The sequence below is a fragment of the Allosphingosinicella sp. genome (genome assembly GCF_046295735.1).
Classification (GTDB): Bacteria; Pseudomonadota; Alphaproteobacteria; order Sphingomonadales; family Sphingomonadaceae; genus Allosphingosinicella.
In genome coordinates, this window is the sequence record NZ_JBKBMQ010000002.1 from 155,494 (window position 1) to 178,380 (window position 22,887).

General features: G+C 69.4%; 21 protein-coding genes. 10 read left to right on the forward strand and 11 right to left on the reverse strand.

Annotated elements, in window-relative coordinates; all coding sequences use genetic code 11:
• Nucleotides 1-17 precede the first annotated feature (17 nt).
• Nucleotides 18-530, forward strand: a complete 513-nt coding sequence (locus ACK4K7_RS03480; RefSeq protein ID WP_431863807.1) for a tetratricopeptide repeat protein — start codon at nt 18-20, stop codon at nt 528-530.
• Here the strand turns inward: ACK4K7_RS03480 and rsmA are convergent.
• The 4 genes from rsmA to ACK4K7_RS03500 are packed head-to-tail and all read right to left on the reverse strand — an operon-like array spanning nt 527 to nt 5,964.
• The gene (rsmA, locus tag ACK4K7_RS03485) at nt 527-1,351 is read right to left on the reverse strand and encodes a 16S rRNA (adenine(1518)-N(6)/adenine(1519)-N(6))-dimethyltransferase RsmA (RefSeq protein WP_431863808.1); all 825 of its coding nucleotides are present in this window, start codon (nt 1,349-1,351) and stop codon (nt 527-529) included. The two genes, ACK4K7_RS03480 and rsmA, sit on opposite strands and share 4 nt — an antisense overlap.
• A complete protein-coding gene (gene pdxA, locus ACK4K7_RS03490) occupies nt 1,348-2,337 on the reverse strand; it encodes a 4-hydroxythreonine-4-phosphate dehydrogenase PdxA (protein ID WP_431863809.1) in 990 nt (329 codons plus the stop codon). Before pdxA ends, rsmA begins: the two co-directional genes overlap by 4 nt.
• A 10-nt stretch (nt 2,338-2,347) precedes the next feature.
• On the reverse strand, nt 2,348-3,685 hold the full coding sequence (locus ACK4K7_RS03495) for a peptidylprolyl isomerase (protein ID WP_431863810.1): 1,338 nt from the start codon (nt 3,683-3,685) through the stop codon (nt 2,348-2,350).
• Nucleotides 3,686-3,738: 53 nt separating this feature from the next.
• Nucleotides 3,739-5,964: an LPS-assembly protein LptD gene (locus ACK4K7_RS03500; RefSeq protein ID WP_431863811.1), complete on the reverse strand. Its 2,226-nt coding sequence runs from the start codon at nt 5,962-5,964 to the stop codon at nt 3,739-3,741.
• A gap of 156 nt (nt 5,965-6,120) precedes the next feature.
• Between ACK4K7_RS03500 and ACK4K7_RS03505 the strand changes: the two genes are divergently transcribed.
• The 3 genes from ACK4K7_RS03505 to ndk all read left to right on the forward strand — a co-directional run bounded on the left by ACK4K7_RS03505 (nt 6,121) and on the right by ndk (nt 8,534).
• The gene (locus ACK4K7_RS03505; protein ID WP_431863812.1) at nt 6,121-7,599 is read left to right on the forward strand and encodes a leucyl aminopeptidase; all 1,479 of its coding nucleotides are present in this window, start codon (nt 6,121-6,123) and stop codon (nt 7,597-7,599) included.
• Between the two features lie 12 nt (nt 7,600-7,611).
• Entirely contained in the window at nt 7,612-8,037 is a 426-nt protein-coding gene (locus ACK4K7_RS03510) for a DNA polymerase III subunit chi (protein ID WP_431863813.1), read from the forward strand.
• 74 nt (nt 8,038-8,111) lie between these two features.
• Nucleotides 8,112-8,534: a nucleoside-diphosphate kinase gene (gene ndk, locus ACK4K7_RS03515; RefSeq protein ID WP_431863814.1), complete on the forward strand. Its 423-nt coding sequence runs from the start codon at nt 8,112-8,114 to the stop codon at nt 8,532-8,534.
• Nucleotides 8,535-8,567: 33 nt separating this feature from the next.
• Here the strand turns inward: ndk and ACK4K7_RS03520 are convergent, their stop codons facing one another.
• The 3 genes from ACK4K7_RS03520 to purM are packed head-to-tail and all read right to left on the reverse strand — an operon-like array spanning nt 8,568 to nt 11,116.
• On the reverse strand, nt 8,568-9,365 hold the full coding sequence (locus tag ACK4K7_RS03520; protein WP_431863815.1) for a hypothetical protein: 798 nt from the start codon (nt 9,363-9,365) through the stop codon (nt 8,568-8,570).
• Between the two features lie 60 nt (nt 9,366-9,425).
• Entirely contained in the window at nt 9,426-10,013 is a 588-nt protein-coding gene (purN, locus tag ACK4K7_RS03525; protein ID WP_431863816.1) for a phosphoribosylglycinamide formyltransferase, read from the reverse strand.
• A gap of 8 nt (nt 10,014-10,021) precedes the next feature.
• On the reverse strand, nt 10,022-11,116 hold the full coding sequence (gene purM, locus ACK4K7_RS03530) for a phosphoribosylformylglycinamidine cyclo-ligase (protein ID WP_431863817.1): 1,095 nt from the start codon (nt 11,114-11,116) through the stop codon (nt 10,022-10,024).
• Nucleotides 11,117-11,176: 60 nt separating this feature from the next.
• Here purM and ACK4K7_RS03535 point away from each other — a divergent pair, with 60 nt between their 5' ends.
• From ACK4K7_RS03535 to ACK4K7_RS03550, 4 genes are read left to right on the forward strand one after another with little or no spacing between them, the layout of a single operon-like run.
• Complete coding sequence (locus tag ACK4K7_RS03535) at nt 11,177-12,400, forward strand: heavy-metal-associated domain-containing protein (protein WP_431863818.1); 1,224 nt, start codon at nt 11,177-11,179, stop codon at nt 12,398-12,400.
• 3 nt (nt 12,401-12,403) lie between these two features.
• Entirely contained in the window at nt 12,404-13,024 is a 621-nt protein-coding gene (locus ACK4K7_RS03540) for an HdaA/DnaA family protein (protein ID WP_431863819.1), read from the forward strand.
• Nucleotides 13,024-15,189 carry an RNA degradosome polyphosphate kinase gene (locus tag ACK4K7_RS03545; protein WP_431863820.1) on the forward strand — a complete coding sequence of 722 codons (2,166 nt, stop codon included), beginning with the start codon at nt 13,024-13,026 and terminating at the stop codon, nt 15,187-15,189. The genes ACK4K7_RS03540 and ACK4K7_RS03545 overlap by 1 nt, the downstream gene beginning before the upstream one ends.
• 29 nt (nt 15,190-15,218) lie before the next feature.
• Complete coding sequence (locus ACK4K7_RS03550; protein WP_431863821.1) at nt 15,219-16,667, forward strand: Ppx/GppA family phosphatase; 1,449 nt, start codon at nt 15,219-15,221, stop codon at nt 16,665-16,667.
• Here ACK4K7_RS03550 and ACK4K7_RS03555 read toward each other — a convergent pair whose 3' ends face one another.
• Together ACK4K7_RS03555 and rnd are read right to left on the reverse strand one after the other, a co-directional pair.
• Nucleotides 16,668-16,967, reverse strand: coding sequence for an I78 family peptidase inhibitor (locus ACK4K7_RS03555; protein ID WP_431863822.1), 300 nt, complete (start codon nt 16,965-16,967; stop codon nt 16,668-16,670).
• Entirely contained in the window at nt 16,964-18,136 is a 1,173-nt protein-coding gene (gene rnd / locus ACK4K7_RS03560) for a ribonuclease D (protein WP_431863823.1), read from the reverse strand. The genes ACK4K7_RS03555 and rnd overlap by 4 nt, the downstream gene beginning before the upstream one ends.
• Before the next feature lie 105 nt (nt 18,137-18,241).
• Between rnd and aspS the strand changes: the two genes are divergently transcribed.
• Both aspS and ACK4K7_RS03570 read left to right on the forward strand, forming a co-directional pair.
• Entirely contained in the window at nt 18,242-20,059 is a 1,818-nt protein-coding gene (aspS, locus tag ACK4K7_RS03565; protein WP_431863824.1) for an aspartate--tRNA ligase, read from the forward strand.
• A gap of 38 nt (nt 20,060-20,097) precedes the next feature.
• Nucleotides 20,098-20,256 carry a hypothetical protein gene (locus ACK4K7_RS03570; RefSeq protein WP_431863825.1) on the forward strand — a complete coding sequence of 53 codons (159 nt, stop codon included), beginning with the start codon at nt 20,098-20,100 and terminating at the stop codon, nt 20,254-20,256.
• 69 nt (nt 20,257-20,325) lie between these two features.
• Here ACK4K7_RS03570 and ACK4K7_RS03575 read toward each other — a convergent pair whose 3' ends face one another.
• Complete coding sequence (locus tag ACK4K7_RS03575) at nt 20,326-21,381, reverse strand: 1,9-bis(guanidino)-5-aza-nonane synthase (RefSeq protein WP_431863826.1); 1,056 nt, start codon at nt 21,379-21,381, stop codon at nt 20,326-20,328.
• Between the two features lie 203 nt (nt 21,382-21,584).
• Nucleotides 21,585-22,772: a type III PLP-dependent enzyme gene (locus ACK4K7_RS03580; RefSeq protein ID WP_431863827.1), complete on the reverse strand. Its 1,188-nt coding sequence runs from the start codon at nt 22,770-22,772 to the stop codon at nt 21,585-21,587.
• Nucleotides 22,773-22,887: the final 115 nt, after the last annotated feature.

Sequence of the window (22,887 nt, forward strand, 5' to 3'; positions counted from 1 at the left end):
GATATATGGAGATGTTGATGCGCCTGACTCCTGTCGCCCTTTCGCTGGCGATCGCCGTCGCGACGATGGCGAGCGCCGGACATGGGCAGCGGCCCGACGACCAGATCGATCCGCGGTCGCTGGCGCTGCTGCAGCAGGGCCAGTCGCTGTCGCAGGCGGGGCGGCACAATGACGCCATCGACGCGCTCGAGTCGGCGCTGGCGGTCGATCCGCGCAACCGCGGCGCGTTCGTCGCGCTGGCGCGGGTGGCGCAGGCGCAGCGGCTGCCGGGCAAGGCGATCCAGATCTACGCCCACGCGCTCCGGCTGGAGCCGAACGACGTCAACGCGCTCGCCGGCCAGGGCGAGGCGCTGGTCCAGCGTGGCGCGGTGGAGAAGGCGCGGCAGAATCTCGCGCGTGTGCAGACCCTGTGCGGCAACAACGGCTGCCCGCAGGCGACCCAGCTCGCCCAGGCGATCGAGCGCGGTCCGCCGCCCGAAGTGCTGACGGCGCAGCGGCCCGACGCCGGACCGCCCAGCAACGACAATTAAGCCGCTTCGCCCATCCGGCGGGCGACGGCGACGAATTCGGCGACGCTGAGCGTTTCGGCGCGGCGCGCGGAATCGATGCCGACATCGGCAAGCGCGTCGAGCGCGCCGGGCAGGGGCTTCAGGCTCTGGCGGAGCATCTTGCGGCGCTGCCCGAAGGCGGCGGCGGTCAGCGCCTCCAGCGTGCGGGCGGACACTCCCTCCGGCGCCGGCCTCGGCTCGATATGAACGACGGCCGACATCACCTTGGGCGGCGGCACGAAGGCGGAGCGGTGGACCTTCATCGCCAGCCGCGCCGCGCTCCGCCACTGCGCGAGCACGGCGAGCCGGCCGTAAGCGGAGGTTCCGGGCGCCGCGACGATCCGCTCGGCGACCTCCAGCTGGAACATCAGGGTGAGCGATCGCCACCAGGGCGGCCAGGCCTCGCCGCCGAGCCAGCGCACCAGCAGGGCCGTGCCGACATTGTAGGGAAGGTTGGCGGCGATGTGGGCGGGGCCCACCTCCGACGGCTCGTCCACTTCGAGCGCGTCGCCCTCGATCACCCGCAGCCGGCCGCCGCTCGCCTCGCCGAGCTCGGCGAGCGGCACGAGGCAGCGCCGGTCCCGCTCCACCGCCACCACGTCCGCCCCCGCGCGCAGCAAAGCGCGGGTGAGGCCGCCGGGACCCGGCCCGACCTCGTAGACGCGCGCGCCCTCGAGCGACCCCGGGACGCGGGCGATGCGGTCCAGCAATTGCTCGTCGAGCAGGAAATTCTGCCCCAGCGCCTTGGACGCGCTGAGCCCGTGCCGGGCGATCACGTCGCGGAGCGGGGGAAGGTCCTTCACGCGTTCTGCATGTGGCGCACGCAGGCGGCGGCCGTCTTCAGCGCCGCGATGGTCGCGCCCGGATCGGCCATGTTGCGGCCCGCGATGTTGAAGGCGGTGCCGTGGTCCGGCGAGGTGCGGACGATCGGAAGGCCGAGCGTCACGTTGACGCCGTCGTCGAAATGCAGCGTCTTGAGCGGGATCAGCGCCTGATCGTGATACATGCAGAGCGCGGCGTCATAGGCGCGGCGCTGCCGGTCATGGAACATGATGTCGGGCGGATGCGGGCCGCTGACGTCATGGCCTTCCTCCCGCAGCCGCTCGATCGCCGGCTCGATCACCTCGATCTCCTCGCGGCCCAGCGCGCCGTTCTCGCCGGCATGCGGGTTGAAGCCGGCGACCGCGAGGCGCGGGCGGGCGATTCCGAACTGACGCTGGAGCCCGCGCGCGGCGGCGCGACCCTTGGCGACGATCCGTTCGACGGTGAGCGCCTCCGGCACGTCGCGAAGCGCGATATGGGTGGTCACGGGCACGGTGCGGAGCGTCGGCCCCGCCAGCATCATCGCGACGAGATCGCTCGCCACGCCGCAGCGCTCCGCCACGAACTCGGTCTGGCCCGGATGGACGAAACCGATCGAATATAGCTGCGCCTTTGAGACCGGGCCGGTGACGAGGCCGCTCGCCGCGCCCGACCGGGTGAGGCCGACGGCGAGCTCGAGCGAATCGAGCGAATTGCGCGCGCCGTCGAAATCCGGATGGCCCGGCACCACGCGCGCCCCGGCCGCGACGCGAACGACCGGCAGCGCGTCCGGAAAGCAGTCCGCCGCTTCCGACGGATCGGCGATCGACTCCACCGGGCCGCGCCACACCGCCTCGATCGCGGCGGTGTCGCCGACGGCGAAGAAAGGCGGAAGACCGTCCGTCTCCCGCCTTTCCCAGCTCTTCGCGATCACTTCGGCGCCGATGCCGGCGGGGTCTCCGAGGGCGACGGCGAGCGGCAGGGTCAATATGCCGTCCTCAGCGATATTCGACGATCGCGTCGCGCCGAAGGTCGCGCAGGAAGCGCTGGGCGCGGCGGTTCACCCGGTCCTCGGTCAGCTGCGCATAGAGTTGGTCGAAGCTGGGCGCGTTCGCGTCCGTGGGATCGTCGCGGCCGCACAGGACCAGGATGCGCACGCCTTCCTCGAACGAGCCGAAGGGCTGCGTCGCCTGGCCGATGTTGAGGTTCAGCATCGCGTCCTGGAGCTGCGGCGGCAGGTCGCGCACGCTGATGTCGTCGCGCGACAGCACCTCGGCGCCGATGGCGGCCGCGGCCTGTTCCGCGCGGCCGCAGCCGCCCATCGACTGGCCGAGCCGAGCGAGCTGGTCGACGCGCTGGGCGGCGGCGTTGCGGCTGGTGCCGCTCGGAAAGCTGATCGACACCTGCTTCAGGCTCAGCACCGCGTCGCGCGCGTCCGGCATCAGGATCTGCCGCGAGTCGGACAGAGCGACGATCGAGAAGCCGCCGGGAATGCCGATCGGATCGCTGACCGCGCCGACCGGGATCTGGCGGACGATCTGGGCCAGCTCGTCCGGAAGCTGCTCGGCGCGCACCCAGCCGAGGTCGCCGCCGACCGCCGCGGTGGACGCTTCGGAGAACTGGCGGGCATAAGCGACGAAGGACGCGCCCTGGCGGATCTGCTGGACGATGCGCTCGGCGTTCGAGCGGACTTCGGCCGCGGTCTCGGGCGTCGCCGACAGGAAGATTTCGCCGACCCGGAATTCGCGGGTGCCGCGCGAGGCGTTCAGGCGGTCGATGATCTGCTGCACCTCGTCGTCGCCGACGCTGACGAACGGCTCGATCTGGCGGCGCTGGAGACGCTGCCAGGACAATTCGCCGTGGATCTGGCGCTTGATCGAGCGGTCGGAGGAGCCGACGCTGCGCAGATAGGTGGCGAAGCTCTGGCCGGTATGGCCGAAATTGCGGGCGAAGCGCTCGTAATAGGAATCGATTTCCGACTGCTCGATCTTGATGTCGCGCTGTTCCGCGGCCTGGATCTGCAGCGTCTCGTCGACCAGGTTGCGCAGCACCTGGGCGCGGATCATCTGCATCTCGTCCGCGGGCACTTCGACATTGTTGGCGAGCGCGATCAGCGCCACGCGGTGGTCGATGTCGGTGCCGGTGATGACCGTCCCGTTGACGATCGCCGTCGCGGTGCGGATCGCCGGGTTGCGGTTGCCGATGAACTCGAGATTGTCGGGGACCGTGAGGCCCGTGGTCGCGGGGCCGCGCGTCGTCTGCGCGGGCGCGGACATCGCCGTCGCCGAAGCGGCCAGCGCCAGCGCCGCCCTACCGAAAGTGCCGAGCTTCATCATTCCTCCAATGAATTGAGGCCGCTATCCTTGCCTCCGACTTGCTGAACGCCAGCTTAGCGGCCCAGATTCCGCAGGGCCACCCTGAACAGAAATGTGTTGCCGCGCCGCACGTCCCCGGTGGTCTCATAATCCCGGCGCCAGGTAACGCCAAGCTCTATGCAATCGTCGTTGTAAAGAATGCCGAGGCGATGGCGCACCGGCTGGAAGCCGTCGGCCAGGGAGCGCGGGTCGTCGCCGGGCCCGGTGAGGTCCACCACCGCCGATCCGAACAGCGACCAGTGGCGCGCCACCTGCACCCGTCCGCCGAGCCTGATCTCCTCGCGGTCCCGCAGGTCCTCGATCGCCGTGTCGATGTTGCGGTTGAGCCGGAGATAGCCGACCGAGACATAGGTGCGGGAGCTGCCGAAGGTGGCGTCCACCTCGTTGCGGCGGACGGCGAGATTGTCTTTGTCGACCCGGAAGCGATGGACGAAGTTCAGGCGGCGGCCGACCCGCAAATTGGTCCGTCCCACGATGTCGGAAAAGCGGTCGGACAGGCCGGTTCCGGGCGGCAGGATGGTGGGCCGGCGGTTCAGCCGGTAGCTCTGCCCCACCGTGCTGCGGAAGGAGATGCCGGGCAGGTCGAGCGCCCAGTCCGCCCCGTAGGTGAGGCGCACCCCGTCCTCCCACCGGTCGTAGCCGGGGAAGCGGTTCAGCGCGAACAGGTTCGAATCCTCGAGATCCACCGCCCGCGCATCCTCGTTGGGGATGTCCATATTCTCGGTGGGCGGGGAGGCGACGAACTGGAGGCGCGGCGTCAGGCGCTGGGTGCCGCCCATGAACTCGCCGACCAGCGGCCAGCGCAGGTCTGCGGCGATGGCGCCGATCGCCCGCCCGGACCAGCCTTCGCGGCCGCGATAGATGGCGGTCTGGGTGAGCAAGGTGTCGTTGGCGTGATAGACGTCGCCGCGGACATAGCCGGTCAGCACCAGCTCCTGGCCCCAGGCGGTGATCCCCCGCCGGTCCCAGCGCGCGCTGGCGAAGGCGCGCTGCGTGTCCTGCCCCTCGGTGCGCAGCAGCGACATCGAATTGGCCTGCAGCTCGATGCGGCCGTCCCAGAACGGATCCTCGAGCCGCCAGCGCGCGTCCACCACCGGCAGCACGACGGGCTGCTGCCCCTGCGCGTCGTCGATCCGCAGGCCCTGGAAGGCCCAGCCCGCGATCGAGACGTAGCTGTCGCGCGTCACCCGCTCCGCATTCACCATCGAGCGCAGCCGGTCGTCGCGCGAAATGTCGTAGCGGCGCAGGAAGGTGCGGTCGGTGACGTAGCGCAGCGATCCGGTGACGCTCCACAACGGGTCGAGCTGGTAGCGGCCGTTGCCCTCCAGATAGGCGCGGATGCCCTCGTCGCGTCCGAGCGGCACGAGCCGCACGGGATCGAGCGGAACGCGCGACCCGTAGGTGAGGAAGCCGCGCACCTGATAGGCGCCGAGCCGGTTCAGCTCGCGATATTCGGCCTCCAGCATCGGCGCGACGCCGCTGAACACGTGCGGCGCGACCGTCACGTCCCGGTTGGGCGCGAGGCGGATGTAATAAGGGATGCGGACCTCGACCCCGTTCGACCGGCTGATGCGGACGTCGGGGACCAGGAAGCCGGTCCCGCCGGGCGCGCTTCCGTCCGGGTGCGACAGGCCCGGAAGGCCGACGATCGGCCGGCCGAACAGGTTGAGGTTCGCGCCTTCATAATAGATGCGCCGCCGGGCCGGATCGTGGACGACGCGCACGGCGTTGATCTGCCAGGTCGGCTCCTTCGGGCAGCCGTCCTCGTCCAGCACCGCGCAGGGCGAGTAAGCGGCGCGGGTGAGGGTGGTGACGCCGTCCTGGCGCCGCCCCTCGATCGCCGCGAGCCGCCCGCCGTCCTCCAGCACGATGAGGAGATTGGCGACCACGCCGTCGCGCAGCGTGTCGGTCAGCTCGACGCTGTCGCCATAGGCGATGTCGCCGCCGGGGCTGACGATGCGGACGTTGCCGCGGGCGGTGACGGCGCCGGTGCGCCGGTTCCAGCTCACTTCGTCGGCGCTGAGATTGTAGCCTTCGCGCCGCATCCTGACCTCGCCGGTCGCGGTGACCAGATCGGCGGCTTCGTCATAGACCAGCCGGTCGGCGCTGAAATCAACTTCGCCGGGGGCAGGGGCGGGGGCGGGAGCCGCCGGGCGCGGCGCCGGCTGGGCGGCGGCCGCGTAAGGCGTGCACAGCAGCAGCGGCAGGGCCGTCCGGCAGATCAGTCCGATTCTGTTCACGTTCCCCGACGGGTTCTACTGCGGTGCGGGAGCCTATCGCACCTGAGGCCGTTGGCTGCAATGCCGCTGAGCCTGCTTGCCCTTTGCCAGCGGTGACGCAATTCCCTAAGGCACGCCCGACCCGAGAAGCCAAGCGACCAGGAGGTTCCTTCGTCCATGAAAGTCACGTTCGCCGATCAGCGCCCCGGCGGCGCCTATGCCCTCGCCATTCCCGTCCGGGGCGACGACATGCTGACCGACCGGCTCGCGGGCTTCGACGATGCGGCGCGCCGGCTCGCCGCCCGCGCGGCCGAGGCCCAGCGCTTCGAACGTGAGCTCGGCGCCATCGCCGAGACCTTCGTCGACGAGGGCGAGGCCGCGCGCCGGCTGCTGCTCGTCGGTCTCGGCGGCAAGCGCGATGACGAGGCGCTCTACGAGCGCGTCGGCGGCGCGCTCACCGCCCGCCTGCTGACCTCCGGCGAGACCCGCCTGGTGGTGGACCTGTCCGGCCTGGAGCTGGAAGAGGAGGCCGGCGCCCGGATCGCCTTCGGCGCCGCGGCGCGGGCGTGGCGCCACGACCTCTATCGCACCAAGCTGCCGCGCAAGCAGAAGCCGACGCTGGAGGAAGTGGTGATCGTGGGCGGCGGCGCCGGCGCGGAAGGCCATTGGGCCCGCCGCGAGGCGCTGCTCGGCGGCATCGCCTTCACGCGCGAGCTCGTCACGGAACCGGCCAACATCGTCTATCCGGAAAGCTTCGTCGAACGCTGCCGCGCCCAGCTCGAACCGCTCGGCGTCGAGATCGAGGTGCTGGACGAAAAGGCGATGGGCGAACTCGGCATGGGCGCGCTGCTCGGCGTCTCGCTCGGCTCCGAAAAGCCGCCGCGCCTGCTCGCCATGCGCTGGAACGGGGCGGGCGACGACCGCAAGCCGGTCGTGTTCATCGGCAAGGGCGTGACGTTCGACACCGGCGGCATCTCGATCAAGCCCGCCCAGGGCATGGAAGCGATGAAGTGGGACATGGGCGGCGCCGGCGCCGTCGCGGGCGCGATGAAGGCGATCGCGGGGCGCAAGGCGAAGGCCAACGTCGTCGGCATCTGCGGCCTCGTCGAGAATATGCCCGACGGCAAGGCGCAGCGCCCGGGCGACGTCGTGACGTCCATGTCCGGCCAGACGATCGAGGTGATCAACACCGACGCGGAAGGGCGCCTCGTGCTGTGCGACTGCATGACCTGGGCGCAGCGCCAGTACAAGCCGGAGGTGATGGTCGATCTCGCGACGCTCACCGGCGCGATGATCATCTCGCTCGGCTATGAATATGCCGGCCTGTTCGCCAACGACGACGGTCTCGCCTCCCGGCTCACCGCCGCGGGCCAGGCGACCGGCGACCGGCTGTGGCGGCTGCCGATGGGCGAGGCCTATGACAAGATGATGGACTCGCCGATCGCCGACATGAAGAACAGCGGCGCCCGCGAGGCCGGGTCGATCACCGCCGCCTGCTTCCTCGGCCGCTTCGTCGAGGAGGGGGTGAAATGGGCCCATCTCGACATTGCCGGCATGGTCTGGGCGAACAAGGCGGGGCACCTCTGCGACAAGGGCGCGACTGGCTACGGCGTGGCCTTGCTCGACCGCTATGTCGCCGATCATCACGAAGGCTGAGACGCGGCGGCGATGCAGGTCGATTTCTACCATCTGACCGCATCGCCGATGGAAAAGGTGCTGCCGTCGATCTGCGAGAAGGTGCTCGCGGGCGGCGGACGGCTGTTGGTCGTGGCGCGCGAGCCGCTGCTCTCCCGCCTCGACGACCAGCTCTGGACGAGCGCGCCCGACAGCTTCCTCCCGCACGGCCGCGACCGACCGGAGCGCCAGCCGGTCCTGCTGTCCGAGACGGCACAGGCCGCCAACGGCGCGGCTTTCGTCGCGCTGGCGGACGGCGAATGGCGCGAGGAGGCGCTCGGCTTCGAGCGCGCTTTCTACTTCTTCGACACCGCGAGCCTCGACGCCGCGCGCGCGGCCTGGCGCGGGCTGAAGGGCAGGGCAGGGGTGGAGCCGCGCTACTGGAAGCAGGTGGACGGGCGCTGGGTCCAGGGGCCCTGAGCCTTGCCCTTTGCGCGCGCCGCCCCTAGAGAGCCGCGCAATTTCCACCCCCTTTTGATGGAGCTTTGCCGGCCATGGCGACCGAACGTACCTTCTCGATCATCAAGCCCGACGCGACCCGCCGCAACCTCACCGGCGCGGTCACCAAGATGCTGGAGGATGCCGGCCTGCGCGTCGTCGCGTCCAAGCGCATCCGCATGAGCCGCGAGCAGGCCGAGGGCTTCTACGCCGTCCACAAGGAACGGCCCTTCTTCAACGACCTGGTCGAATTCATGATCTCCGGCCCGGTCGTCGTCCAGGTGCTGGAAGGCGAGAATGCCGTCGCGCGCAACCGCGAGGTGATGGGCGCCACCAATCCGGCGCAGGCGGACGAAGGCACGATCCGCAAGACCTATGCCGAATCGATCGAGGCCAATTCGGTGCACGGCTCCGACAGCCCGGAAAATGCGAAGATCGAGATCGACTATTTCTTCGGCGCGGACGAAATCGTCGGCTGACCCGGGAAAAGGGAGGGGCGGTGCCCCTCCCGCTCAGGGCCGCTCGGCGGGCGCCTCGACCAGCCGGATGGAATTTCCGCTGACTTCCCAGCTTCGCGCCGGATCGCGCGTGGCGACGTAGAGCGGAACGCCCGCCGCCATGGCGGTGAAGACGTGGATCTCGGTCGGCACCGGATCGAGCAGGTGCGAGACGATGAGGCCGACGGCGCCGGCCGGATCCTCCAGCAGCAGGCAGCTGTTCGTGAACGGGCGGCTGGACGCGACCGTCCCGTCCGGCGCGACCGTGACGCGGAAATGGCCGCCGGCCGGCAGCCGAGCGTCGACCTGCGGCGTCATCAGATAGACCTCGATCGGATCGGATTCGCCGCGCGGCGGGATGACCAGGGGGTTGAACGGACGGTTCCCGCACGGGCGGTGGCCGGCGCGGGCCGCCGCCTCGACCGCCTCCGCCATGCGGCGGTGGACCGGCGCGAGCGGCGGCCGCGCGTCGGCCGGAAAAACCTCCCGCTTCACCACGCCCGACGCCGCCACCACGCCGCGATAGACCTGGACGCGCCGTTGGTCGCTGCCGCCGTGGAAGATCACCTCGAAGCCGTCCCGCCCGGGGAGCGCCAGATAGCCCCGGATGCCCGCGCCGCGGGGGTCGGCGATGCGTTCGACCATGTCGTCCGTCCCCACCCAGGCCGCCCGGTCGAGCGCGAACAGCAGGCGCCCGCGCTCCAGCACCCGGTCGAGTTGGGCGCGCTCCTCCGCCGTCTGCGCGTGAGCGGGCGCCGCCAGCATCGCCCCCATCATCAATACGCCCGCCAGCGCGGTCCGGAAACTCGGCATCTGCACCCCCCCTTTTGAACCCAGGGGCGAGTCTTCCGTATTATCCGCGGTTCGGCAAGGTCACAGGCCTCTCAAGGCCCTGGCATATTCCTCGAGGGCGATTGGGTAGAGCTTGTGCTCCTCCTCCAGCACGCGGGCGCCGAGGCTGTCGGCATCGTCGCGCGGGAGGATGCGGATCCGGGCCTGGGCGACGACCGGCCCGGAGTCGAGTTCCGCCGTCACCACATGGACGGAGCAGCCCGCCTCGAGATCGCCGGCGAGCAGCGCCTTGCGATGCGTGTCGAGGCCCTTGTGGAGCGGCAGCAGCGAGGGGTGGATGTTGAGGATGCGCCCCTCCCACGCCTCGATGAACCAGGGGGAGAGCAGGCGCATATAGCCCGCCAGCGCGATCAGCTCGACGTCATGGCGGCGCAGCTCCGTGTCGAGCAGCCGGTCGAACGCCTCCCGCTCCATGCCCTTGTGGCTCCGCGCCCAGGTGGGAATGCCGAGCCGCTTGGCGAGCACCAGCCCGCGCGCCTCGGGAACGTTGGAGGCGACGAGCACGAGCTCGTAGGCCCGCTCCGGGTCCCGCCGCTTGTGCTCGGACAGCGCGAGCATGTTGGTGCCCCGGCCCGAGATCAGGACCGCGACGCGGACCTTCTCAGCCATGATGGGACTCAGCCATGGTGGGACGCGGCCCAGTCGCTCTGCGCGCTCCAGGTGCCGCGCGATCCGGCGACGGTGCAGCCCTTGTCGCCCGCCTCGACCCGGCCGATCCGCGTCACGCTTTCGCCTGCTTCCTCAAGCATTTGCGTGACGATCTTCACATCTTCCTCGGCGACGGCGAGGACCATGCCGACGCCGCAGTTGAAGGTGCGCGCCATCTCTTCCGGCTCGATATTCCCCTGCGCCTGGAGGAAGGCCATCAGCCGCGGCTGCGGCCAGGCATCGGCGTCGACATGCGCGTGCAGGCCCTCGGGCAGTACGCGCGGGATGTTTTCCAGCAGGCCGCCTCCGGTGATATGGGCGAGCGCGGCGATCCTGCCGGCGCGGATCGCGGGCAGCAGCGACCTGACGTAGATGCGGGTCGGCTCCAGCAGCGCCTCGATCAGCAGCCGCTCCTGGTCGAACAGAGCCGGCCGGTCGAGCTTCCAGCCCTTGTCGGCGGCAAGCCGCCTGACCAGCGAATAGCCGTTCGAATGAATTCCCGACGCGGCGAGGCCGAGCAGCGCGTCGCCCGCCGCCACCCGGTCCCCGGTCAGCGCCTCGCCGCGCTCCACCGCGCCGACGCAGAAGCCCGCCAGGTCGTAATCGCCTTCGGCATACATTCCGGGCATCTCGGCGGTTTCGCCGCCGATCAGCGCGCAGCCCGCCTGGCGGCAGCCCTCGGCGATGCCGGCGATCACCCGCTCGGCGACCCCGGTCTCCAGCCGCCCGGTGGCGAAATAATCGAGGAAGAAGAGCGGTTCGGCGCCCTGGACGATGAGATCGTTGGCGCACATCGCCACCAGGTCGATGCCGACCGTGTCGTGCCGGCCGCTGTCGATCGCGAGCTTCAGCTTCGTGCCGACTCCGTCGTTGGCGGCGACGAGCAACGGATCGCGAAAGCCCGCCGCCTTGAGGTCGAAGAAGCCGCCAAAGCCGCCCAGCGACGCGTCCGCCCCCGGCCGTGCGGTCGCCCTGGCGAGCGGCGCGATTGCCTTCACCAGCGCGTTGCCCGCCGCGATGTCGACGCCGGCCTTGGCATATGTGTAGGAGTCCGTCTCGCTCATGACCGCCGCCTAGCCACATCCCGCTTGGATTTCCACGCTCAACTCGCCAAAAGGCGTCCCGTGAACTTCTCCAGCCGTTATCTCGTCTCCTTGCCGCTGATCGCCGCCGTCCTCGCGCTGGGCGCCGGCGCGGTCCGCGCGCAGCTCGAAGGCTCCGAGCGGGGCATCCCGCCGGTCGACAGCACCAGCACGTTCGAAGTGACCGGCGTCGAAGTCGACGTCAGCGCGGAGAATGCGAACCGGGCGCGGATGGAGGGCTGGCGCCGGGCGCAGGCGGATGGGTGGAAGATGCTGTGGGCCCGTACCCACAACCGCCCCCCCGCCGAGGCGCCGAGCCTGTCCGATTCGGTGCTGAACGGGATCGTCGCGGGCATCGTCATCGAACAGGAGCAGATCGGCCCCCGCCGCTATGTCGCCCGGCTCGGCGTGCTGTTCGACCGCGCCCGCACCGGCCAGATGCTGGGCGTCCAGGGCCTCGCCCGCCGCTCCGCGCCGATGCTGGTCATCCCGGTGATGCAGACCGGCGGCTTCTACCAGAGCTTCGAATCGCGCAATCCGTGGCAGGCGGCCTGGGCGCGGTTCCGGACCGCCTCCAGCCCGATCGACTATGTCCGCACGTCGGGCGCGGGCATCGATCCGCTGCTGCTCAACCTCAACCAGGCGAACCGCCCCGGGCGGCGCTGGTGGCGGCTGCTGCTCGATCAATATGGCGCGGCCGATATCGTCGTGCCGGTGGTGGAGCTGAAACGCTCCTTCCCCGGCGGCCCGGTGATCGGCGTTTTCAGCGCCCGCCATGGTCCGGACAATCAGTTGCTCGACCGCTTCGAGCTGCGCGCCGACACCAGCGCCGACCTTGCCCGCATGCTGGACGAAGGCGTGCGCCGGCTCGACGCCGTCTACGCGCGGGCGCTGGAGCAGGGGCTGCTGCGCCCCGATCCCTCGCTGATCATCGAGGACCCGCTGCCGCCCCCGCCGCCGGTGGAGGTCGAGCAGCCGCGCGAGGCGCCGGTCGCGAGCAGCGCGCCGCCGCCGCCCACCGCCGGCATCACGACCTTCAGCATCCAGTACGATTCGCCCAATCCCGCCGCCATCCAGCAGGCGGAGATCGCCGTCAGCCGGGTGGGCGGAGTCACCTCGGCGCTCACCACCAGCACGGCGGTGGGCGGCACGTCGGTGATGCGGGTCACCTTCTCCGGCGACGCCGCCCAGCTCCAGGCGGGGCTGCAGGCCCAGGGCTGGCAGGTGCAGCAGATCGGCGGCACCACGCTGCGGATTTCGAGGTAGGCCGTGGATCAGATCGCGCTGCCGTTCGAATGGCCGGTGGCGGACAAGGACGCGGATTTCCTGATCGGCGAGGCGAACCGCGCCGTCTTCGACCATCTGAAGCGCTGGACGACCTGGCCGGTGATGGCGACGCTCGTCACCGGCCCGCGCAAGTCGGGCCGCAGCCTGCTCGGGCGCATTTTCGTGCGCACGACCGGCGGCCGCCTGTTCGACAATGCCGAAGATCATGAGGAAGAGGCGCTGTTCCACGCCTGGAACGACGCCCAGGCGCGCCGCAAGCCGCTGCTGATGGTGGCCGACGCGCCGCCGCCCGCCTGGCAGATCGCGCTCCCGGACCTGCGGTCCCGGCTGGCGGCGACGCCGCAGGTCGCGATCCTGCCGCCGGACGACGCGCTGATCGGCGCGCTCATCGTCAAGCTGCTGGGCGATCGCGGCATCGCCGCTCCGCCCGAACTGGCTGAATTTCTGGTCCCGCGGATCGAACGCAGCTATCTATCCATTCTGAAGGTCGTGGAGGTCCTCGATCGCGCATTGCTTTCGGACCGCAAGCGGATGACCGTGCCCGCCGCGCGCCGGGCGCTGGTCGAGGCCGGCCTGATCCGGAGAGCGAGACCGAGCGACTGATGCACAAGCCCAGGCCCGCCAATCTGAACGAGCCCGATCGGCCCGGCACCGGCGCCGAGGACCTCTATTTCAACCGCGAGCTGTCGTGGCTCGCCTTCAACCGGCGCGTGCTGGAGGAAGCCTGCAACCCGGCCCATCCGCTGCTGGAACGGCTGCGCTTCCTGTCCATCTCCGGCAACAATCTCGACGAATTCTTCATGGTGCGGGTGGCCGGCCTCAAGGGCCAGCAGCTGCTCGGCGTCGAGGAGCCCTCCGCCGACGGCCTCACCCCGGCCCAGCAGCTCGCCGCCATCGCCGAGGAGGCGGACCGCCTCACCGACAGCCAGCAGGAAGTGTGGACCGAATTGCGGCCGGCGCTTCAGAAGGAAGGCGTCCGGGTGCTGGAGCCGGACGAGATCGGGGACGAGGAGTCCGACTGGCTCGACCGCCATTTCGATCAGGACATCTTCCCGATCCTGACGCCCCAGGCGATCGATCCCGCCCATCCGTTCCCCTTCATCCCCAACAAGGGCTTCTCGCTGATCTTCGACTTGCGGCGCCTGTCGGACGGGGAGCAGGTGCGCGAACTGGTGATGGTGCCGGCGACGCTGCCGCGCTTCGTGCGCCTCCCCGGCGCGGGGCACCGCTTCGTCGCGATCGAGACCGTCATCCGCCGGCAGATCGGCACGCTGTTCCCCGGCTACGAGCCGCTCGGCGGCGGCGCCTTCCGGATCATCCGCGACAGCGACATCGAGATCGAGGAAGAGGCCGAAGACCTCGTCCGCTTCTTCCGGTCGGCGATCAAGCGGCGCCGGCGCGGCCGCGTCATCCGCCTGAAGCTCGAGGCGGGCATGCCGGCGGACCTCGTCGCTTTGGTGCGGGAAGGCCTCGACGCCAGCGAGGCGCTGGTCTCCGAATCGACCGGCTTCCTCGGCATCGCGGATCTCGAGGTTCTGGTCGAAGCCGACCGGCCCGACCTCAAATTCCCCGCTTACACGCCGCGCTTTCCGGAGCGCATCCGCGAATATGACGGCGACTGCTTCGCCGCCATTCGGGCCAAGGACATCGTCGTCCACCACCCTTATGAAAGCTTCGACGTCGTCCTCGCTTTCCTGCGCCAGGCGGCGCGCGACCCCGAAGTGGTGGCGATCAAGCAGACGCTCTACCGCGCGGGCAAGCAGCCCGCCGTCATCGACGCGCTGATCGACGCGGCCGAGGCGGGCAAGTCGGTCACCGCCGTCGTCGAGCTCAAGGCGCGCTTCGACGAGGAGCAGAACCTCCTTTGGGCCGACCGGCTGGAGCGCGCGGGCGTGCAGGTGGTCTACGGCTTCATCGAGTGGAAGACCCACGCCAAGATGTCGATGGTCGTGCGCCGGGAGGAGGGCGGCTATCGCAGCTACTGCCATCTCGGCACCGGCAACTACCATCCGGTCACCGCGCGCATATACACCGATCTCAGCTTCTTCACCGCCGATCCGCGGGTCGGGCGGGACGTCGCCCACATCTTCAACTATGTCACCGGCTATATCGAGCCGCGCCGGCTCGAGCTCATGTCGATGTCGCCGCACAGCCTGCGCGCGAAGCTCACCGAGCTGATCGACCGCGAAAGCGCCTTCGCCCGCGAGGGCAAGCCGGCGGCGATCTGGGCCAAGCTCAACTCGCTGGTCGATCCGGCGGTGATCGACCGGCTGTACGAGGCGAGCCGGGCGGGGGTCGAGATCGAACTGATCGTCCGCGGCATCTGCTGCCTGCGCCCGGGCGTGCCGGGCCTGTCCGAGAATATCAGGGTCAAATCGGTCGTCGGCCGCTTTCTGGAGCACAGCCGAATGTGGTGCTTCGGCAATGGCGAGGCGCTGCCGAACCGCAAGGCCAGGGTCTATATCAGCTCGGCCGACTGGATGCCGCGCAACTTCGACCGGCGGGTCGAATATATGCTGCCGATCGAAAATCCGACCGTCCACGCCCAGATCCTCGACCAGGTGATGGTCGCCAACATCATCGACAACGAACAGAGCTGGCGGCTGCTGCCCGACGGCCGCTATGAGCGGCTCAGCCCCGGACCCGACGACACCCCGTTCAACCTGCACCTCTATTTCATGACCAATCCCTCGCTGTCCGGTCGCGGCGCCGCCCTCCATTCGAGCGGCGCGCTTCCCAAGAAGCTTCGGCTGCGCCGCGGACACTGACGCGCATGTTCCAATCGCAGCAACGGCCGGTGGCGATCGTCGATATCGGCTCGAACTCCGTCCGGCTGGTCGTCTATTCGGGCGCGACCCGCGCGCCGTCCGTCATCTTCAACGAAAAGGTGATGGCCGGCCTCGGCCGCGGCCTCGCCGAGGAAGGGCGGTTGCCGGAGGACGCGCAGGCGCGGGCGCTGGCGGCGCTCGCCCGCTTCCGCACCCTGTCCGGCCATATGGGCGTGGCGCGGTGCCGCGTGGTGGCGACCGCGGCGGTGCGGGACGCCGGCAACGGCGCGGCGTTCCTCGACGAGGTGCGCGCGCTCGGCTTCTCGCCCGAAGTGCTGCCGGGCGACGAGGAGGCGCGGATGGCGGGCCTCGGCGTCCTCTCCTCCATCCTCAACGCCGACGGCTTGGTCGGCGATCTCGGCGGCGGCAGCCTGGAGCTGGTGGACGTGGGGCAGGGGCAGGTCCGGCGCAGCGTCTCGCTTCCGCTCGGCGTGCTGCGCCTCGACGCCTTGCTGGCCAAGGGCGAGCAGGGACTGGTTCGCGCGGTGCGCCAGGCGGTGGAGCAGGCGGGGTTCGCCGGCATCGGCCGGGACCGCGCCTTCTATCTGGTCGGCGGGAGCTGGCGCGCGCTGGCGCGGCTCGACATGATGTTTTCCGGCCATCCGCTGCCGATCACGCACCAGCACGCCATGGCGCCGGGCCGTCCGGCCGAGCTCGAATCGCTGCTGGCCGGCCTCGACAAGGCCAGGGCGCGGGCGATCCCCTCGCTGTCGAGCTCGCGCATTCCTACCATTCCGGCGGCGAACCTGCTGCTGAAGGCACTCGTCGCCGCGCTGAAGCCGCGCGAGCTGGTCGTCTCCGCCTACGGCATCCGCGAGGGCCTGCTGTTTCACGATCTCGACCCCGCCGAGCGGGCGCGCGACCCGTTGATCGAGGCGGCGCGCGAAGCAGGCACCGGCCTCGGCCGATTCGCGCCGCACGGCGACCTGCTGGACCGCTGGATCGCGCCGATCTTCGACGACGATCCGCCCGCCGCCCGCCTGCGCCTCGCCGCCTGCCTGCTCGCCGACATCGCCTGGGCCGCCCACCCCGATTTCCGCGCCGAGCGCGGCGTCGACATGGCGCTGCACGGCAATTGGGTCGGCATCGACGGGCCGGGCAGGGTGATGCTGGCCCAGGCGCTGTTCGCCAATTTCGGCGGCGGCGGCGCCTTCAGCGACCTCGCGCCGGCGCGGATCTGCGACGAAGCCGCGCTGAAGCGCGCCTTCCTGTGGGGGCTGGCGATGCGGCTCGGGCAGCGGCTGAGCGGCGGCGTCGCGGCGGGGCTGGAACGCAGCCGCCTCCGCATCGACGGCGACGCCTTGCTGCTGGAACTGCCGGGCGGGGAAGAGGCGCTATTCGGCGAGGCGGTGGAACGGCGCCTGCGCACGCTCGCCGGCGCGATGGGGCTCAAGGCCCGCGCCGCCGCGAGCCTCTGATCAGCCGCAATAGATGCGCGCGACCCGGCCCCTGGCGTCCAGCTCGATGTTCAGCCGGTCGGTGCGATAATCCATCGTCACCGCGTCGCCCGGGCGGATCCAGCGCAGCGCGCCCGAGCCGCTGCGCTGGAGCGCGTCGCGGCCGAGCTCCGCCGTCGCCTGCTGCCCGACGAGATTCTGCACCGCCTCGACGTTGCAGGTCTGGATACCCTCCATCCGGTCCGGCTCGCGCTCGTCGGCCACCGTCGCGCATCCCATCGTCATCAGCATCAGGCCGCCGGCCAGGCTCCGCACCATCATAGCTCCGTCTCCGTACGCGTCATCACCAATTTGCCGTTCCGGATCGCGAAGGCGAGCCGCCCCTCGACCAGGTCCAGCGCGTCGCGGCCGAACTGCTCGAATCGCCAGCCTTCCAGGATCTGCAACCCCTTGCGGCGGCCGGCGGCGAGCAGTTCGAGTTCGTCCGACCGGGCGATGAGACGCGGCGCGACGTTGCTCTCGCGTGAACGGATCTTGAGCAGCAGCTTCAGAAGGTCGGCGACGAGCGCGCCTTCCTTGCCGAGCCCGGGCTTGTCCTCCTTGGCCGGCATCTCGTCGGACGGCATCGGCCGGGCGCCGGCCAGCGCCTCCATCAGGCGCGCGCCGATGTCGTTGGTCTTCCAGCCCGGCGACAGGCCGCGCACCCGCGCGAGGCCCTCCTGGCTGGAGGGCGGATGGGCGGCGATGTCGGCGAGCGTCTCGTCCTTCATGATCCGGCCGCGCGGCAGGTTCTTGCCCTTGGCCTCGCGCTCCCGCCAGGCGGCGAGCGCCTTCAGGCGGCCCAGCACCTCGGGCTTGCGGCTCGGCACCCGCACCCGCTTCCAGGCGTCCTCCGGTTCCGTGACGTAATTGGACGGATCGGCGATCCGCTCCATCTCCTCGTCCAGCCACACGCCGCGGCCGGTGCGCTTCAGCTTCTCCAGCATGCGCGGGAACAGCTCGGCGAGATTGGTGACGTCCCCGATCGCATAGTCGATCTGCCGCGCGTCGAGCGGGCGCCGCGCCCAGTCGGTGAAGCGCGCGCCCTTGTCGAGGCTCTTGCCGAGCAGGCTCTCGACGAGGTTGGAATAGCCGACCTGCTCGCCCAGCCCCAGCGCCATGGCGGCGATCTGGGTGTCGAACAGCGGATGCGGCGTGCGCCCCGTCAGGTTGTAGATGATCTCGATGTCCTGGCCGCCGGCATGGAAGACCTTCAGCACATCCTCATTGTCGACCAGAAGGTCGAGCAGGGGCGTCAGATCCAGCCCTTCGGCCTTGGGATCGATGGCGGCGGCTTCCTCGCGGTTGCCGATCTGGAACAGGCACAGGTCCGGCCAATAGGTGTTTTCGCGCATGAACTCGGTGTCGACCGCCACGAAGGGGGATCGCGCCAGACGTTCGCACAATTCGGCCAGTGACTTGCTGTCGGTGATAAGCGGGTGAATATGCATCGCGCGCCCTCATAGCGGCGGCCTCGGCCTTGACAAAGAGCTGTTTCTGACGCGAAGCGCAGGCCCGAGATTTTCCACCACATCGCCAGCCCGAAAGACGCCACGATGCACGCCTACCGCACCCATGATTGCGCCCAGCTCCGCGCCGCCGATGTCGGCCAGACGGTGAAGCTTTCCGGGTGGATCCACAGGAAGCGCGACCATGGCGGCGTGCTGTTCGTCGATCTCAGGGATCATTACGGCATCACCCAGGTGGTGGCCAATGCCGGCACCGACGCGCTGGCGGCGCTGGAGGGCGTGCGCGCGGAATCGGTGGTGACGATCGTCGGCCGGGTGGTCGCGCGCGGCGCCGAGGCGTCCAATCCGAACCTCGCCACCGGCGAGATCGAGGTCGTGGCGCACGAGGTGGTCGTCCAGTCCGCGGCCCAGGAACTGCCGCTGCCGGTCGCGGGGGAGCAGGACTATCCCGAGGATATCCGCCTTCGCTACCGCTATCTCGACCTGCGCCGCGAGCGGCTGCACAACAACATCGTCCTGCGTTCGAACGTCATCGCCTCGATCCGCCGGCGGATGATCGATCAAGGCTTCACCGAATTCCAGACGCCGATCCTCACCGCCTCCAGCCCGGAGGGCGCGCGCGACTATCTGGTGCCCAGCCGCGTGCATCCGGGCAAGTTCTACGCGCTCCCGCAGGCGCCGCAAATGTTCAAGCAGCTGATCATGGTCGCCGGCTTCGACCGCTATTTCCAGATCGCGCCCTGCTTCCGCGACGAGGACGCCCGCGCCGACCGCAGCCCCGGCGAATTCTACCAGCTCGATTTCGAAATGAGCTTCGTCACGCAGGAAGACGTGTTTCAGGCGATCGAGCCGGTGCTCGCCGGCGTGTTCGAGGAGTTTGCCGCGGGGCGCAAGGTCACCCCGGCCGGGCAGTTTCCGCGCATCCCCTACAAGGAAGCGATGCTGAAATACGGCTCGGACAAGCCGGACCTTCGCAATCCGATCGAGATTTTGGACGTGTCGGACCATTTCCGCGGTTCGGGCTTCGGCCTGTTCGCCCGCATCGTCGAGGGCGGCGGCGTGGTGCGGGCCATCCCCGCGCCGGGCACGGCCGGCCAGAGCCGCAAATTCTTCGACGACATGAACGACTGGGCGCGCTCGGAAGGCCATGCCGGCCTCGGCTACATCACCCAGAAAGGCGGCGAGCTCGGCGGGCCGATCGCCAAGAATCACGGCGAGGAGGCGACCCGCAAGCTGGTCGCCGAACTCGGCCTCGGCCCGGACGACGGCATCTTCTTCGCGGCCGGGAAGGAAGCGCAGGCGGCCAAGCTCGCCGGCGCCGCGCGGACCCGGGTGGCCGAGCAGCTCGGCCTCATCGCCGCCGACGAGTTCAAGTTCTGCTGGATCGTCGACTTCCCGATGTACGAATATGACGAGGAGGCGAAGAAGGTCGATTTTTCGCACAATCCGTTCAGCATGCCGCAGGGCGAGCTCGAGGCGCTGGAGACGAAGGACCCGCTCGACATCCTCGCGTTCCAGTACGACATCGTCTGCAACGGCGTTGAGCTGTCGTCGGGCGCGATCCGGAACCATCGGCCGGACATCATGTACAAGGCGTTTGAGATCGCGGGCTACAGCCGCGAGGATGTCGACACCAATTTCTCGGGCATGATCAACGCCTTCAAATATGGCGCGCCGCCGCACGGCGGATCAGCGCCGGGCATCGACCGGATCGTCATGTTGCTGGCCGGCGAGCCCAACATACGCGAGGTCGTGCTGTTCCCGATGAACCAGAAGGCCGAGGATCTGATGATGAACGCGCCGGGCGACGTCACGCCGAAGCAGCTACGCGAGCTTCACCTGCGCGTCGTTCCCCCCGCGGGCACGGCCGCGGCCGACCCGGCCAAGCTGGTGGCGCCGGAATAACCTCGGCCGCGCGCGCGACGCGACGGGAGGTCCTGCCGTTGCTGGGACATGCCGCCGGGCAGGGGCACCCCAAGGCGAAGCAGCTGTTCGCCCGCTGGATGGTGCTCGGCAAGCTCGGCCTGCGCCGCATACCCGCCGGCGTCGGGCTGGCGGTGCGCGAAGCGATGCGTTTCGCGTCGCAAGCGAACGGCTTTTGAAGAGGCGGAATTCCCCGACGCGGCACCGGAACCAAAACCCCCGCCGGCGAGGGCGGGGGTTCCGTTGGCTTAGCCGAACATCTTGCCGAAGGCGCGCTTGGCGCGGGTCTTCCAGTGGCCGCGATGATAGGCGTCGCTGGCGAGCAGCGGGAGGACCGTGGTCGCTTCCGCGAACACCATCTGCTCCATCGCGGTCGACACCTTGCCCCACGACGCCGCCTCCTGGAGGGTCGAGGAGGAGCAGGCGCCGTCGCGCACGTCGGCGACGGTGATCTGCACCGCATATTTGTGCACCTCGACATCCTCATGGCCCAGGATCTCGGCGCAGACGACCGTGTCCTGAATGAAGTTCTTCGGCACGCCGCCGCCGATCATCAGCAGGCCGGTGGTGCCCGCCTTGATCTTGATGTCGGTCAGCTCGCGGAAGTCCGCGATCGAATCGAGCGTCATGTAGGGCTTGCCCGCCTTCATGCGGTCGACCTGGTGCTTGACCAGCCCGAAGCCGGCCGAGCTGTCGGTGAAGGCCGGGCAGAATATCGGCACGTCATGCTCGTAAGCGAGCTTGACGAGGCTGTTCTCCTTCTTGCCGTTCTCGACCAGCCACTTGCCCATCTCCTTGATGAACTCGCGCGAGCTGTAGGGGCGCGGCTCCATCAGGTCGGCGATATGGCCGATCGTATGGTCGGTCTCCTGCAGCTTCTCTTCGTCGATATAGGTGTCGTAGATGCGGTCGATATAGAGCGAGCGCAGCGTGTCGTCGTCAGGGATTTCAAGCGCTTGGTAGTGCTTGTGGCCAAGCGCTTCGAAGAAATCCATGTCGACGATGGTGGCGCCGGTCGCCACGATCATGTCGACCATGTTGTTGCGCACCAGCTCGGCATAAAGGTCCATGCAGCCGCCGGCCGAGGTCGAGCCGGCGACCACCAGCGCGATCGAGCAGTCCGGATCGGCCAGCATCTGGTTGTAGATCTCGGTCGCCCGGCCGAGGTCGCGCGAGGAGAAGCTCATCTTCTTCATCGCGTCGACGATCGGGCGCGCGTCGAAGCTCGTGATGTCGATATGCTCGACCTCGGTGCCGAGCAGCTCCGCCTTGCGGTTGTCGTTGATCTTGGTTGCGTCGTTCATGTCTTCTTCCATCACCACAATGAACCGCCGTCGTTCGTGGGGACGCGGAAACCCGTTCTGCCCTGTTCCCCCTCCGCAAGGGAGGGGCAGGGGTGGGTGCGCGCGCAGCGCGCCCCATGCCTCTTCACCCGTCGGGCGGCCCGACGGCCGCCACCCGCCCCCCTCCCTCGCGGGAGGGGGGAGGCAGCGACATGGCCCTTGCGTTACAGCGTGACCACGTTGGTCGCGGCGGGACGTTCCTCGCCCGCGCCGTACAGCGACGCCATCGGCTCGTCCTCCACGATCGTGCGAAGGTCGGACCCGAAGCCGTTGAAACCGGTCCGCATCGCGCAGCCATAGGCGCCGAGCATGCCGATCTCGATATAGTCGCCCGCCGCGACGTCCGCCGGCAGCAGGAACGGCCCGGCCATATGGTCGAGATCGTCGCAGGTCGGCCCGTAGAAGCTGAACGCCACGTCGCGCGCGTCCGAGCCGTGCGCGCGGACGAGCTTCACCGGGAAGCGCCAGCCGACATGCGCCGCATCGAACAGCGCGCCATAGGCGCCGTCGTTGATGTAGAGCTCGTCGCCGCGGCGCTTCTCGACCCGCACCAGCACGCTCGCATATTCCGCGCACAGCGCCCGGCCGGGCTCGCACCACAGCTCCGCCGAATATGAAATCGGCAGGCTCTCGAACGCCTTGTGGATCACGTCGAAATAGGTTTCGAGCGGCGGAGGCTCCATGCCAGGATATACGGACGGGAAGCCGCCGCCGACATCGACGATGTCGACCGTGACCGCCGCTTCGACGATCGCCGCGCGCACGCGCTCCATCGCCTCGGCATAGGCCGCCGGCGTCATCGCCTGGCTGCCGACGTGGAAGCAGATGCCGAGCGCGTCCGCCGCCTGGCGGGCCGCGAACAGAAGCTCCTTCACCTCATGCGCTTCCGCGCCGAACTTGGACGCGAGGCTGAGCTTGGAATGGTCCGAGGACACGCGCAGCCGCACGCACAGGTTGAGGTCCGCGGCATGGCCGGTCGCGCGCAGGATCTTCTGCAGCTCGTCCATCGTGTCGAGCGAGAAGGTGCGCACATTGTGCGTGAAATAGGCCTCCGCGATCGCCTCCTCGGCCTTGACCGGGTGCATGAAGCACAAGGTCGCGTCCGGGACGGCGGCGGCGACCATGCGCACTTCCGCGATCGACGCCACGTCGTAATGCGTGATGCCGCTGTCCCACAGGAGCTTGATCAGATCGGGCGACGGATTCGCCTTCACCGCATAGAGGGAGCGCCCCGGAAACTTCTCCACGAAGAATCGGGCGGCCCGCCGTGCGGCGTGCGGACGAAGGAGCGTGACCGGCTGAACCGGCCGCAGGGCAGTCGCTAGCCCCAGCGCGCTATGATGCTTGAACAACTCAAGGGACCTCCAAGGGGTAGTTGACGACAAGGCAGCCTTGCGGTTTGGAAGTCCCCATGGGGCTGCGGGGCGGGATATATGTAGCTGGGGCCCCCATGTAAAGACCTGCAAT

What these genes read in the sequence shown, in the direction of transcription:
- ACK4K7_RS03480 (WP_431863807.1), top strand. Translation starts at nt 18, where the DNA reads ATGCGCCTGACTCCTGTCGCCCTTTCGCTGGCGATCGCCGTCGCGACG.
- ACK4K7_RS03495 (WP_431863810.1), bottom strand. Translation starts at nt 3,685, where the DNA reads ATGATGAAGCTCGGCACTTTCGGTAGGGCGGCGCTGGCGCTGGCCGCT.
- ACK4K7_RS03505 (WP_431863812.1), top strand. Translation starts at nt 6,121, where the DNA reads ATGAAAGTCACGTTCGCCGATCAGCGCCCCGGCGGCGCCTATGCCCTC.
- ACK4K7_RS03510 (WP_431863813.1), top strand. Translation starts at nt 7,612, where the DNA reads ATGCAGGTCGATTTCTACCATCTGACCGCATCGCCGATGGAAAAGGTG.
- ndk (WP_431863814.1), top strand. Translation starts at nt 8,112, where the DNA reads ATGGCGACCGAACGTACCTTCTCGATCATCAAGCCCGACGCGACCCGC.
- ACK4K7_RS03520 (WP_431863815.1), bottom strand. Translation starts at nt 9,365, where the DNA reads ATGCCGAGTTTCCGGACCGCGCTGGCGGGCGTATTGATGATGGGGGCG.
- purN (WP_431863816.1), bottom strand. Translation starts at nt 10,013, where the DNA reads ATGGCTGAGAAGGTCCGCGTCGCGGTCCTGATCTCGGGCCGGGGCACC.
- purM (WP_431863817.1), bottom strand. Translation starts at nt 11,116, where the DNA reads ATGAGCGAGACGGACTCCTACACATATGCCAAGGCCGGCGTCGACATC.
- ACK4K7_RS03545 (WP_431863820.1), top strand. Translation starts at nt 13,024, where the DNA reads ATGCACAAGCCCAGGCCCGCCAATCTGAACGAGCCCGATCGGCCCGGC.
- ACK4K7_RS03555 (WP_431863822.1), bottom strand. Translation starts at nt 16,967, where the DNA reads ATGATGGTGCGGAGCCTGGCCGGCGGCCTGATGCTGATGACGATGGGA.
- rnd (WP_431863823.1), bottom strand. Translation starts at nt 18,136, where the DNA reads ATGCATATTCACCCGCTTATCACCGACAGCAAGTCACTGGCCGAATTG.
- aspS (WP_431863824.1), top strand. Translation starts at nt 18,242, where the DNA reads ATGCACGCCTACCGCACCCATGATTGCGCCCAGCTCCGCGCCGCCGAT.
- ACK4K7_RS03575 (WP_431863826.1), bottom strand. Translation starts at nt 21,381, where the DNA reads ATGAACGACGCAACCAAGATCAACGACAACCGCAAGGCGGAGCTGCTC.